The following is a 13,160-nucleotide window of genomic DNA, read 5'->3' as shown; positions in this document are numbered from 1 at the left end:
AAGTAGTATACCTGAGAATGGAATAGAAAAAAATGACAAAGAAAAACAGAGCAGACTGTCAGCCTGCTCTGTTCGGTGGGAATCTTTATTCATTCACAGCTTTTTTAGTCATCTCGCGCCCACGGGTAGGCCAGCTTTCGACACCCTTTAAACCTGGGATGTCATCTGCATAGAAGATCGGGTCCAATCCTTGTCGACGCTGACTCATATAGTTGTCCAATGCTTTAAAGGCAATTGGTGCTAAAATACCGATGGCAATCAAGTTGGTAAGAGCCATCAATGCCATGGAAAAGTCCGCTAAGCTCCAAACAATATCAAGGCTTGCAACAGAACCGAAGATCACCATTCCTAAAGCAATGAGGCGATAAATCAGAAGTCCAGTCTTACTATTATTAATGAATGGAAGATTGGCTTCCCCGTAGTAATAGCTTCCAATGATGGAACTAAAGGCAAAGGTGAAAATGGCAATCGCTAAGAAAATACCAGCCCATGAGTTAAAGTGCTCAGACATGGCTGCTTGAGATAGCTCGATACCCGTCAGCCCGGAACCGTACGCATCTGAAGTTAAGATGATAAACGCGGTTGCAGAACAAACGAGCAGCGTATCAAAGAATACCCCAAGTGCTTGAATGAACCCTTGTTTGACCGGGTGAGAAACAGATGCTGTAGCGGCAGCATTCGGCGCGCTACCCATACCGGCTTCATTGGAGAATAGTCCGCGCTTTACACCGTTCATAATCGCGGCACCAATTCCACCACCGACCACTTGTTCAAATCCAAAGGCACTTTTAAAAATAAGTGCAATGACTCCCGGCATTTCCGTAATATTCGTAATGACTACAAACAAGGCTAAAACAATATAGAAGACCGCCATGATCGGAACAATAATGGAAGAAAAGGTCGCTATACGTTTAACGCCCCCGAAGATGATGAGTGCAGTCAAACCAGCTAACACAATTCCGATAACAAACGTATTGATTCCGAATGAGTTACTGAAAGCTGTTGCGATGGTGTTACTTTGAACGGCGTTAAAGGTTGTCCCAAAGGAAAGGATGATGGTGACAGCAAAGATCGAACTCATCCAGGGCTTGCCCAGTTGTTTCTTCATATAGTAGCCAGGGCCGCCCTTGAATCCAACTTTATCTTTTTCTTTATAAATCTGGGCCAATGTACTTTCGACAAAGGCGCTGGCTCCTCCCAGAATGGCAACAAGCCACATCCAGAAGACCGCTCCAGGTCCCCCAATTGCTAAGGCAATGGCTACTCCTGCTAAATTACCTGTACCAATTCGAGTACCTGCTCCAATAAAGAATGCTTGCAGGGATGATATTTGCTTTTCCCCTTCCGCCTCTACCACGTCTTTATCACCTAATAGTCGAAGCATTTCACCAAAGTGGCGAATTTGAACGAATTTAGATCCGATTGTGAAGTATAATCCTAAAATGAGGAGTACGCCTATTAAAATATATCCCCATAATATTGAATTTGCTTCCGTGACTAAATTGTTTAAAATATCCATGATAACCCCCTCAGAAATTTGTGTCGGTTACGCTTAACATTATCTGAAAATTTAAAATAAAAGTCAAGTTATTATCTGAATATTAAAATATTACCAGTTAGGTATTTAGGAGGGCGAACTATTTTGTCATAATAATTAAGGGTTTTTTCAATGAGGCGGGTATAAAGTAGAGTTAATTAAATTATTCTGAAATAATATATTTCGGTCTATTCGGATAATGTTTTTTTATTTGGGTATGACGAACTTGAAGTGAAATGAAAAAAACGGATCACTGCTGATGAACAGTGATCCGTTTTAGATTGGTTAAAGTGTCCTGCTTACCCATTCGGCAATCCAGGCGCAGGCAACGGCAGCGTAAGTTCCCACTACATTGCCCAGTATCCCCATCAACAGTCCTACAGGAGCAAGTGAAGGTTGGAACACAGAAGCTACAACAGGTGCCGAGCTTGTCCCGCCAATATTCCCTTGAGAACCTACAGCTACGAAGAATAGAGGAGCTCTTAGTAGGCGTGCCACTAAGAAAATAATCATCACATGAATGGCTAACCATACAATTCCCATTGCGACGTACTGAGGAGAATCCCATACATATGCCAGGTCGGCTTTTGCTCCAATTGTTGCAAGCAATAGATAAATTCCTGCATATCCGATTTTACTTGCCCCGTAGTTTTCCAGGGTGCGAATTTTAGTAAAGGAGAAGATGATCCCGACCGCTGAAATGATCATAATCGTCCACGTTCCGGCAGAGAGTACATTCGTGACCGGTAACGTTTCCGAGAACTTTCGTACAACGTAAGCGACTCCGAATCCTAAACCAATGATGGCAGCCAGATAAGGAACTTCAATAGGACGGGCATTTTTACGTTGTATTTCCCCCATATCCTCATTCACTTTACGGATGATCGAGTTATCCGCTTTGTTCCACTTATCGAATTTATGCTGAAATCCTGCAAGGGCGATCATGATTCCCATCCAACTATATCCGACAACGGTATCAACGACAATAATAGGCGAAAGAATTTCTTTAGGTGTACCAGTAGCTTCAATCATGGCTGCCATATTGGCACTTCCGCCAATCCAGCTTCCAGCGAGAGCCGCTACACCAGTCCAAGCGTCCTCAGGAAGAAACGGCTGGAAGATGGCTAAAGCGATGGGTCCTCCGATCACGACACCAAGTGTCCCTGCAAGGAACATCGTAATCGCTTTCGGACCTAGCTTTAATGTTGCGGGAACATTCGCAGAAAGAAGCAGCAATAATAATCCCACTGGCAATATGTAAGCTGATGTAAAGTCATATAAAGATGACTGATCCGGGATGATTCCAAACGTTGTAGATAACATCGGAAGGAAATAAGTCCAGATTAATGGGGGAGCATAGTGAAAGAACTTCTGTAGGAAAGGATTCTTCGACTCTCCAAGAATGAATACAAGACCAACTAAGGCAGCTAAGTAAGAAAAGATTGCCATAGGTTCTTGAATTAAGATAGTGTCAAAACGCCACCACATAGTAAAACCTCCTTAAAAATCGATAACAAGGTTTACTATAACATTGAAAACGGTTACTAATTAGAATTTTAATAAGTGCTAATCTTTGTTCAATACAGAATATAATTGGAGTTGAAGGAAAGAATGGGGGGGTTTGAGAAGCATGGTTCACAAAAAAATGCCATAGAAATCCATGGCAACAACTTGCTCTCTCATTTGAAATAGATGAAATAGAGATGAATTGGATTTTTTATAAAGAAGGAGAGATAGAGATCAATAGTAATTCCAAAATCCTAAAGCGAATAATAAAATTCCCGTAATCATTGAAATACCAAATAACATAAATAAGAAATCAAGAATGCTGTCAGCGAAGACTCTTTTGCGGTTCTCACGTTTAAAATGACGTACTTCCTTACGATACGATCGTGCAGCACGACTCATACAAAAACCTCCTCCTCCATAAACATCATTAATACTAAACATATTCACCACAAAATAAGAAAATCCTTCCTGAAAGTGAAATATTTGACGACTTCCCTGTAACTCCGTCTAATTCAGTCGAATAGAGGGACGGACCTTCCTTGTGTCTAGAGTCCAAAATAAAGTAAGAGGCTATACTAGGATAGCCTCTTACTCTCATAAAGAAAGCTTACAGTAGCGTGCCAGTTGCCTTTGTTAGCGGAGGTGATTTTCTGAGATTTCGCTAAGGGCACTTCCTGCACTTTGATCCGATTTCTGCTGTACTGCCAAATCTCCCAGAGCCAACATCCCGACAAGCTGCCCATTTTCCACAACAGGTAATCGACGAACCTGGTGCTGGGACATTAAAGCTGAAGCTTCTTCAGCAGAGGCATCCGGAGAGATTGTCACAACATGCTGTGACATAACTTGAGAGACATTTCCTTGTGTACCTTGAGTCAGTCCACGAGTAGCAATATCACGGTCTGTTACCATACCGACAACTTGCCCGTTTTCAACAACGGGAACGGAACCAACATTTTTAGAACTCATTTTAGATGCGACGCTCTGAAGTGAATCCTGGTTAGAAGCTGCTTCCACATTTGTCGACATAATATCACGTACTTGCATGTAAATTCCCCCTTAATCAAATTGGCAGTACACCATTATTATTCGACAATTCCACTGAATTATTCTTAATGCGTTCAGCCAGTATTTTCAAATGAGGGGGACGGACTTCATAGGTGGGGAATTGAATACTACTTTTCAATGAACATTTGAGTCCAATACGTACCGTACGTTCCACCTTCCGCATATCCCACGCCAATATGAGTGTAGGATCCCGTCAGGATATTCTTTCTGTGTGGAGGACTCTCCATCCATTCCCTCACAACCTGCCGGGGACTCGTTTGACCGGCTGCAATATTTTCTGCAGCTTTGATGTAGCTGACATTAAAGCTCTTCATCATATCAAAAGGAGATCCGTATGTCGGGCTTCTGTGAGAGAAGTATCCAATGTCCCTCATATTTCGAGACTTGTAACGGTCCACCCTTGAAAGCTGCCAATCAAGCTGAAGAACAGAAAGTCCATTCTTTTGTCTTTCTTGATTCGTCAGGTCAATGACCTGGCTTTCAATCGTTATTGAACCTTTAATCCCCGGGATGTAGATTTCTTGACTTGGATAAATTAAATCTGGATTCGACAATTGAGGATTAGCTTTTATGATTTCAGACAGTCCAATCCGCAACTTTTTTGAAATTTTCCAAAGAGTATCTCCTTTCTTGACTGTATAGGCACTTGCTGCAGAGGTTTCATTTAGACCAAATAGACTAATGATAATGGATAGTGCAACAATGATAAGAGCGAGTTTAGTTTTCATGACTATAAAATGTGTAATTATGGACAAAATATTCTAAGAAAAAGTTCAAAAATAGGATTATTGTTTCATTTTTAGGGAAAAGAAAAACTATTAAACATAAAGTGAAACTTTTTGCGAAACCAATCGTACAAATAGGTAACGATATTTTATAAAAGAGGTGAATAACGTGGTAAAGGAGAACGATCGCTTTAAAAAAGTGATAACGAAATTGTCAAACGTGGGCGTAAATATTTCAAAGACGAAATCAAGACGGGAAATTCTTCATTCACTAAAGCAGTATCAGCCATTACCTAAGACGTTAACCCAAGACTCTTAAGCTCACATCTTAGAAACGTTGGACAGACATATTTCCCCTTTTCTCACGATATACTAAATAGTAGTGAAGAGGAGGGTTAGGTATGGAGAGAATGATGTTTGATTTACAAGCATTAAAGGAAATCAGAAAGAAGGCAGATGAAATTTCATACCACTGTATGAGCCGGAATCAACCGGATCCTCATCGTGTAAGCATGGCGTTAGATCAAGTATGTCGTGCCCTTGCGATGTTTGCAGAAATGGAAATACATCGCATGCAGAATCATCCTATCCCCTATGACCCACAGAGCTATATTAAAGGCCGGCTGGGAATTGCCTATCGATCTGTACTCAAAGTTCCTCAAGAAGATTCCAATACAGCATAGCGAAAGAGGTTGACCCAAGATCCAAGGGGTTCTAAAATCAAATCACAGACATATATAAGTAACTCTGAAAGCATAAGGACTGGTCCTGTAAGGATGATACTAACTCATCGTTTTGGGTCAGCCTCTTTTTATTTACTATTCTAATCTAAAAGTTAGGTGACGATATTCATGACGGTGTTTTCGGATATATTGTTGGTCTGTAATGGGAAGGCAGGTCAAGGAACGCTGGAAGTTCTGTTAAAAGATGCTGTGCCTCCCTTATTAGACATCTGCACGAACTTAATTATTCATAAAACGAAAGAGAAAGGCGATGCTGAAAGAATTTGTAAGGAGACAGGTAATCAATATGAGCTGGTTGTCATTATGGGTGGTGATGGAACGATTCATGAGGCCATCAACGGATTGTCAGCCTTAGAAAAACGGCCATTGGTAGGGATTATCCCTGGAGGGACGTGTAATGACTTTGCCCGTTCGTTGCATATTCCCATGAACATTGGACAAGCTGTCCGCCTTATAACTGAACGGCCTCTTGAAAAGGATATCGATATCGTCAAGGCAGACGATCGGTATTTCAGCAATTTCTGGGGAACGGGGCTGGTCTCTCAGACGAGCGATAATATAGATGTAGGATCTAAGAGTGTCCTCGGTAAACTAAGCTATTATATAAGTGCGTTTCAATCCATCCAGGAATCGCCGATCTTAGATGTGAAGGTCACAACGGAAAATGACGTAATTGAAGAGGAAGTGGTGATGCTATTGGTTGCAAATGGCCGTTCCATTGGCTCTAATCCACTGCCCACCTCCATTGATATGGAAGATGGACTGATGGATATTTACGTCGTCAAAAAAAGCGGTTTCCCATTATTAAAGGAATTTTTGGTTATCAAAAGTACAGGCAATATCAGCGAGCAATATGATGATATTATGCATATCCAAGCAAGAGAAGCCCATATAGAACTAGGTCAGAATGAGAAGCTTGATATGGATGGAGAATTATATGAAGGAACCGGGCAGTCCCTTCGAGTATTAAATAAGCATTTGCGATTTGTCGTTGGCAGCTCAGAATAAAAAGAGAGCAAGGGGGTGCATTTTTCCCCTTGCTCTCTTTTGCTATGATTATACAGTTTTCTTTCTCTTCTTTATGACCAAGTATACAAGATAAACGGCGATTAGAACGCCACCAGCTGCAAGTGTAAGAAGTGTAAAGTTCTCCTCAATAAAGGGCTTAGCTTTAGCTCCCAGTGCTAAAATAATCGCACCTTCAAGGAAGAAACGAATTCCTCTCCCGATAATAGACCAGATCACCAATACCCTGATCTTAACACCGGAAACCCCTGCGAAAATCGTAAAGATCTTATAAGGGACAGGTGTCAGTCCTGCAATTAAAAGAGCCATTGCCCCATATTTAGTAAAGTATTCCTCTACTTTTTGAATCCTCTTTTCAGAGAAGAAATATACAAGGATCGGCCGTCCAAGTTTTTTTCCGATCAACCAGCCAAAAAGGGCTCCGACAACGGAAGCGATAGTCGTATAAAGTGCATACAGCAATGCGCTATCCGGATTGGCTATCGCTAATGGAATCAGTAGTACATCAGGTGGTATAGGGAAGAATGATGAATCGGCGAATGAAACAAGAATCAGACCCCATACACCATAATCCAGTAACCAAGCTTCGAAAGCGTGAAGTAGTTCAGACATAAGTTCAGTATTCTCCTTTATTGATAAAACGTCATTTTTGATTTTAATTGAACATAAGAAAGTATATCACTTTTTACAAAAGGAGTCATGAAATATCCCGTATGGTTGAAACCACTTCACGGAAGTTTCGTCACATATGCAGTTGATGATACTCTTAACAAAGTTTGAAAAAAGCTTTAATCGAAAATAATCTATTTCTCGGGAAATAGTGACAGAAATCTAATTTATTCTACATTTCAGAAGGAGACTTCATTCCTAATAATCGTATTCCTTCAGCAAGGACTGTCGAAACAGCATGAACTAGTGCTAAGCGGGAGGTTTGCTCTAGATCCTCGGAAATGATTTTAGTTTTCCCGTAATAACGGTTAAAGCTTTGTGCGGTATCGACTAAATACTTGGCAATAACCGAAGGAGCATAGTGGTTCCATGCTTTCTCAACCATTCCTGGAAATAATCGTAGCTGCTTCACCACTTCCCAGCTCTCAGCATCGTCAAGCCCCTTAAATGTCAGTGGAAGGTCAGCATCCGTTTTTCTCAGAATGGATTGGGCTCTGGCATAAGTATATTGAATATATGGACCTGTTTCTCCTTCGAAGGTCAGCATATGTTCCAGGGAAAATTCTATATCGTTAACCCGGTCATTTTTCAAATCATGAAAGATAATGGCCCCAACCCCAACATCTTTTGCCACTTCTGTTGCATTTATTAAGTCGGGATTCTTCTGTTTGATATTTTCTTCAGCCATTTTGATTGCTTCCTGAAGAACCTCTTGGAGTAAAATGACTCGGCCTTTTCTGGTGGACATTTTCTTCCCATCCTTTAGATAAAGACCAAAAGGGATATGTTTCATATCATTCGCCCAGTTAAACCCGAGCTTCTTCAATACTTCCATCACTTGTTTGAAGTGAACGGTTTGTTCCTGGCCAACGACATACAAGGCTTCATCAAAGGCATACTGGCGATGGCGATACAGGGCAGCTGCCAGGTCTCTCGTGGCATAAAGGGTAGCTCCATCTGACTTTTTGATGAGACAAGGCGGAAGATTCTCTTCTTCTAAACGAACCACTTGCGCTCCTTGTGATGTTTCCAGGAGATGATGGTTTTGAAGCAATGTTACGACTTCTGCCATCTTGTCATTGAAGAACGCTTCGCCATTATAGGAATCAAATTCAACTCCGAGCAACGAGTAAATCGTTTTAAAGGCTTCAAGTGATTCGTCTTTAAACCATCTCCAAAGCTCCGTTACTTCTTTATCTCCGTCTTCAAGAAGCTTAAAGGCTCTTCTTCCTTCTTCCTCGAGTGAGGGATCTGATTCTGCTTCCTGATGAAACTTCTTATAAAGAACGAACAATTCAGATATGGGGTTATCTTTAACCTTTTGGTGATCTCCCCACTTTTTGAAAGCGACGATTAATTTTCCGAATTGAGTCCCCCAGTCCCCGATATAGTTGATTTTTTCTGTTGTGTAGCCGCATTTTTCTGCAATAGTGGCGATGGAATTCCCGATGACAGTCGATCGTAAATGCCCCATGGAAAAAGGTTTGGCGATATTAGGTGAGGACATATCCAATACAATCGTCTTTTGCTCACCAAATGCATGGCTCCCGTAATCTGACCCTTTTTCCAAGATGGCTGACACGATTTCTTTTCCTGCTTTCAATCTGTCAAATCGGAAATTAACATAAGCACCTGCTGATTCAACGTTGCTGAAAAAGGGAGAGGAGAGAGTGTCAGCAATCTCATCGGCAATTGTGTGAGGTGCCTTCTTCCATGCTTTGGCCAGCTGGAAGCATGGAAAGGCCAGGTCCCCCAAATGAGTATGCTTTGGGGTTTCAAGCAATTCATACAGCTCTTGTTTGCTCCAATCATTCAACACCTGTGACTTTAGTACGTCAGTAACGATCGATTTCAAATCCATCATCTACACCTCCTGATAAAATCAAACACAAAAAAACTCGTCTCTATATAACATAGAGACGAGTTTAGCTCGCGGTACCACTCTTATTCCCTTAAAGGGCGCTCATTGTATAACGGGAGATCCCGGTTTTTCTCTACTAACTTCAAGAAAAACATCTCAGAAGTGCGTTTCATTCCAGGCTTCTCACCAGGCTCCCACCATCCCCGGCTCGCTTTCGATCCACGTCAGAATTACTCTCTTCATCATAGAATATTCGTATATAATTACTATTATTTTACACATTCTGGGGCTGATTGCAACCTGTAATTAAGAATCTTCTGATGAAAACATATACGTTTTATGGTGAAATCTCATGCTGAACACAAGTCCAAGGGCCAGCATATTCCCCATTAGAGAGCTTCCTCCATAACTGATGAAAGGAAGTGGGATCCCTGTGATCGGCAGCAATTGTATCGTCATTCCAATGTTCTGGAACACGTGGAATGTAATCATACTAATTATCCCTGCACATACATAGGCATTGAATGGTTCCTTTGTGTCTAAAGCCGTTTTGGTTAAATGGTAAATGAGCAGGAAGTATAAACTGATGACGACACTTGCGCCAATAAAGCCGTATTCCTCACCGATCACACTGAAAATAAAATCGGTGTGGTTCTCAGGAATGTATACTTCGCCTCCACTGTACCCTTTCCCAAAGATCTGCCCGGATCCAATGGCGTTAAGGGAGTTAATTAAGTGAAACCCCTCTAATTTAGCGTAGTTGTACGGATCAAGCCAAGCATAAATACGTCCAAACTGATAAGGCTTTACATTTAAATATTTTTCAAGGAGCTCAGGAGCCCACACCACAAGTGATAGGACGATTCCCCCGAGTACTCCGATAGAAGCATATATAGGAACGATCAGCTTCCACGTAATCCCTGAAACTAAGATGATTCCGGTCATGATGGCTAAAATAACAAGGGAAGTCCCTAAATCCGGCTGCTGCATAATAAAAGCAAGGGGAAGGAGGGTCGTAAGCCCGATCTTCACTAATAACTGAAAATCCGACTGCAGTGTTTTTCTGGGATTAAGCTCATGATGATTGGTAATGATTCGTGCAAGAGCAAGAATTAAAAACGTCTTCATGAATTCTGAAGGCTGAATAGAACCAAGCGGTCCCAGCATGAACCAGCTTTTGGCTCCGTTTCTATACGGTGCGATGCTTTCCGGTGAAATGAGTAATACAAGAAGCAGGAAGATTCCTGCACCATATATGTACCAGGCAAGACGCTTATACTGATCAGAATCAAGGAATAAGGCCCCTACAATAATAATTCCACCCACGACATACCAAAAAGCTTGTCTGATCACAAAGTTCGTTCCATACTGACCTGACGTCTGGGCACTACTTATTCCCATAGCACTAACGATAAAAAACAACATCAATAAAAAGAGAAGACCCCAATCGATCTTATCAGCAAATCGCTGGCGAGTTTCCATAATCTATTCACCTGAATTTCTAAAGATTTCACATTCCTAGTCTAATAGAAATGAAGGGAAATTTCTACTCATGACCAGAGAAATTACGGAAGTTCTGTCGGGATGTGACAGTCATTACATGATATTTGTCGAAATAAAATCAAAGAAAAAGCTGATAGGAGTGGGATTCTATAAAGGGATACCGGGATTAAATTCCATTTTTTACATGATTGTAATCGTTTCTTATCACTAGAAGATAAGAAGAAAGTGCCGTTTCCTAACGTTTGGCAGCCATTAATCCCATTCATAATAGTAATAGAACAAATATATAAAGCCTGTGGTCCTGCAATATGACTATTTTCGACAATTACCTGCGACTTTTGTCATCATTTTGAAATGAAATAGAAAAGAACAAGTACCATACAAATTTGCTAAAATAGAAAGTATGAATCGGCATCGTGTTAATCAGATGGAGGGAATGTTCTTGAAGGCAAATAATCAGGTTAAAGATATCATCTATGTTCACAAGAATACGGATCGTCAGTATGTCGTATCTTACGGAATTCATTTCAACGAGTTTGCTTCAAATGCCCGTAAACCATTGAAGAATTTACTCCTTATTAAACATCAGTACGAGCATGGTGCATTTAATATACATACGCATATGGAGTATGTGGAACAGGATGAAATGAAGAAGATTATGAATGACGGAGTACAGAGCTATGGTGATTTCTGTTGGATTGACTTCGAAGAAGAAGTGGGAGTCAATGAACTGAACGGTCAAGAAATCGCTGAACTGCTTTATATGGGTCATACTAAGCAGCCTTTAAACCCTCCTTTTTATTCAAAGCTGAACAATCGATACGCGTACCTATCTCATGATGATGGATGGTTTAACAAGATTTATTATCGGGATTTTGAGGACTTCTATCATATGTTAGGGGCAACGGTATCTTCGAAATTGAGCACGGTTAAAGGTGGAAAGGGCTTATTTGGTATGAAGAAGGAGAAAGCCTATCCAATCATCGGGAAGGAAGTCATTGATTCCTTTAGAGACAAACTAAAAGAAGGAATGGTCATTTCTTTAGAAAAAGCCATACTAACGAGAGGGAAGATAGAGATCCCGATCTGGGTGATCGGTGATTATTACGATATGGACGAGATGGCGGAAGATTATAAGGCAATCCGCAAATCACCTGCCAACGGATTATTATCCTATGATCGTAAAACGAAAAGCTGGAGTGCTTTACTACGATAAGCAGGAAGCAAGGAGCGTGAAACCTTGGTAGAAATTCAATTTCATGACAATCTGGTTCAAGGGGTATTTCTTGAGCGCCTCAATCGGTTTGTCCTGGAGTGTCAGATTCCGTCAGGTTCTATTGAAAAAGTCCATTTACCTGATCCAGGCAGATTAAAAGAATTATTGGTACGGGGAAACCCGATCTGGCTTCAAGCATCAACAGATCCTAAAAGGAAGACAAAATGGTCAGCCGTGATGACGTATGATGCTTCTAACGGTATGTATGTGTCTTTAAATACTCAATATCCAAATCGGTTGGTCCTTGAAGCCTTGCAGCTGGAAATGATGGAGGAGTTAAAGGAGTGGCAGTTGGAAAAAGCCGAGTATAAAGTAGGAAGCTCACGCTTTGACTTCTTACTCACTCATAGACAAAATGAACAAAAATTATTGCTCGAAGTAAAAAGTGTCACCATGGTAGAGGACGGAATGGGGAAATTCCCGGATGCGGTCACGGCAAGAGGAGCAAGGCATGTGGAGGAGCTGACGCATTTACAGATGGATGGAAGCTATCAATCAGCAGTCCTGTTTATTGCTCAGCGAACCGATTTGACCGGGATCACTTCCGCTCCAGAAATTGATCCTCATTTTGCCCGGATCATGGAAGAAGCCGAAGATCAGGGTGTCCGTTTTTTCGGAAGAAGCTGCATTGTTACGCCAGAACGTATCATCTTGAATGGACCTATACCTGTATACCCAAAAAAGGATTACCTTCACGGCCGTCTTTAGCATGTGAAGATTAATCCTTTTTTGTTATATCTAATTCACCTGTACTTCTGTTTTTGCTTTATAGTTCTGGTCTCCTTTTGCCGTTAACCAAACGGTCAACGTATAGGTACCGCCCTCGACCTTTGGAAGAACAACTTTCTGGGAGAACTCTTCACCCTGTTTTACGGTGATTTCCTGGATCGCCTGGGTATACATCTTATTTTTTGAGTCCTTATACACTACTTCACCTTTATCGTTTCGAAGTTCAAAGTCAATGGTTTGTCCTGATGAAAAAACGAAGGTCTTCTCTTGCTCTGTTTGGTTCTTAATTGAATATACATAGACAATCTGACCGCTTTCCTCTTGTTTCGTTAATGAAGGTTCCATTTCGCCTGCAACAATCCCTTTCTGTACAGAAATGTCTTCACCAGCTCCTGAGTTCTGATTCTCTTCGGATTGACTGCCGTTCTCCTCACCAGCCGTTCCACAGCCTGCTATTCCTGCCATAAGTATTATCAATAACATAATCAATCGCTTCATGCCAAATCCACCTCCT

14 protein-coding genes and 1 other annotated feature are annotated in these 13,160 nt (G+C 41.3%); of the genes, 5 read left to right on the top strand and 9 right to left on the bottom strand.

The window, feature by feature from the left end; translation table 11 throughout:
• Nucleotides 1-85 precede the first annotated feature (85 nt).
• From ACFQWC_RS21985 to safA, 5 genes are all read right to left on the bottom strand, one after another.
• Nucleotides 86-1,519, bottom strand: coding sequence for an alanine/glycine:cation symporter family protein (locus tag ACFQWC_RS21985; protein WP_299746734.1), 1,434 nt, complete (start codon nt 1,517-1,519; stop codon nt 86-88).
• Nucleotides 1,520-1,822: 303 nt separating this feature from the next.
• The gene (locus ACFQWC_RS21980; RefSeq protein ID WP_299746732.1) at nt 1,823-3,025 is read right to left on the bottom strand and encodes a DUF819 family protein; all 1,203 of its coding nucleotides are present in this window, start codon (nt 3,023-3,025) and stop codon (nt 1,823-1,825) included.
• 252 nt (nt 3,026-3,277) lie between these two features.
• Complete coding sequence (locus ACFQWC_RS21975; RefSeq protein ID WP_156142539.1) at nt 3,278-3,445, bottom strand: hypothetical protein; 168 nt, start codon at nt 3,443-3,445, stop codon at nt 3,278-3,280.
• A gap of 234 nt (nt 3,446-3,679) precedes the next feature.
• A complete protein-coding gene (locus tag ACFQWC_RS21970; protein ID WP_299746718.1) occupies nt 3,680-4,093 on the bottom strand; it encodes a CBS domain-containing protein in 414 nt (137 codons plus the stop codon).
• Between the two features lie 128 nt (nt 4,094-4,221).
• A complete protein-coding gene (gene safA, locus ACFQWC_RS21965; protein WP_377109087.1) occupies nt 4,222-4,842 on the bottom strand; it encodes a SafA/ExsA family spore coat assembly protein in 621 nt (206 codons plus the stop codon).
• A 157-nt stretch (nt 4,843-4,999) separates the two neighbouring features.
• Here safA and ACFQWC_RS21960 point away from each other — a divergent pair, with 157 nt between their 5' ends.
• The 3 genes from ACFQWC_RS21960 to ACFQWC_RS21950 all read left to right on the top strand — a co-directional run bounded on the left by ACFQWC_RS21960 (nt 5,000) and on the right by ACFQWC_RS21950 (nt 6,590).
• The gene (locus ACFQWC_RS21960) at nt 5,000-5,158 is read left to right on the top strand and encodes an Lmo0850 family protein (protein WP_306471845.1); all 159 of its coding nucleotides are present in this window, start codon (nt 5,000-5,002) and stop codon (nt 5,156-5,158) included.
• Between the two features lie 82 nt (nt 5,159-5,240).
• Complete coding sequence (locus ACFQWC_RS21955; protein WP_341357243.1) at nt 5,241-5,522, top strand: hypothetical protein; 282 nt, start codon at nt 5,241-5,243, stop codon at nt 5,520-5,522.
• A gap of 168 nt (nt 5,523-5,690) precedes the next feature.
• The gene (locus ACFQWC_RS21950; protein WP_299746706.1) at nt 5,691-6,590 is read left to right on the top strand and encodes a diacylglycerol/lipid kinase family protein; all 900 of its coding nucleotides are present in this window, start codon (nt 5,691-5,693) and stop codon (nt 6,588-6,590) included.
• 48 nt (nt 6,591-6,638) lie between these two features.
• On the opposite strand, the gene ACFQWC_RS21945 is transcribed toward ACFQWC_RS21950, so the two are convergent.
• From ACFQWC_RS21945 to ACFQWC_RS21935, 3 genes are all read right to left on the bottom strand, one after another.
• On the bottom strand, nt 6,639-7,220 hold the full coding sequence (locus tag ACFQWC_RS21945) for a YqaA family protein (RefSeq protein WP_299746703.1): 582 nt from the start codon (nt 7,218-7,220) through the stop codon (nt 6,639-6,641).
• A gap of 229 nt (nt 7,221-7,449) precedes the next feature.
• On the bottom strand, nt 7,450-9,138 hold the full coding sequence (gene argS, locus ACFQWC_RS21940; protein ID WP_377109085.1) for an arginine--tRNA ligase: 1,689 nt from the start codon (nt 9,136-9,138) through the stop codon (nt 7,450-7,452).
• A gap of 51 nt (nt 9,139-9,189) precedes the next feature.
• Nucleotides 9,190-9,393 (bottom strand) — a binding site (T-box leader).
• Nucleotides 9,394-9,444: 51 nt separating this feature from the next.
• The gene (locus tag ACFQWC_RS21935) at nt 9,445-10,620 is read right to left on the bottom strand and encodes an FtsW/RodA/SpoVE family cell cycle protein (protein WP_299746700.1); all 1,176 of its coding nucleotides are present in this window, start codon (nt 10,618-10,620) and stop codon (nt 9,445-9,447) included.
• A gap of 463 nt (nt 10,621-11,083) precedes the next feature.
• On the opposite strand from ACFQWC_RS21935, the gene ACFQWC_RS21930 reads away from it, so the two are divergent.
• Together ACFQWC_RS21930 and sfsA are read left to right on the top strand one after the other, a co-directional pair.
• Entirely contained in the window at nt 11,084-11,857 is a 774-nt protein-coding gene (locus tag ACFQWC_RS21930) for a hypothetical protein (RefSeq protein ID WP_299746697.1), read from the top strand.
• Nucleotides 11,858-11,881: 24 nt separating this feature from the next.
• On the top strand, nt 11,882-12,625 hold the full coding sequence (gene sfsA, locus ACFQWC_RS21925; protein ID WP_299746694.1) for a DNA/RNA nuclease SfsA: 744 nt from the start codon (nt 11,882-11,884) through the stop codon (nt 12,623-12,625).
• 30 nt (nt 12,626-12,655) lie between these two features.
• Here sfsA and ACFQWC_RS21920 read toward each other — a convergent pair whose 3' ends face one another.
• Entirely contained in the window at nt 12,656-13,144 is a 489-nt protein-coding gene (locus tag ACFQWC_RS21920; RefSeq protein WP_341357246.1) for a BsuPI-related putative proteinase inhibitor, read from the bottom strand.
• Nucleotides 13,145-13,160: the final 16 nt, after the last annotated feature.

The organism is Rossellomorea sp. GCM10028870, assembly GCF_042666755.1.
Lineage (GTDB): Bacteria > Bacillota > Bacilli > Bacillales > Bacillaceae_B > Rossellomorea.
The sequence above is the reverse complement of the archived record's forward strand: the minus strand, read 5'-3'. Positions and strand labels throughout refer to the sequence as shown.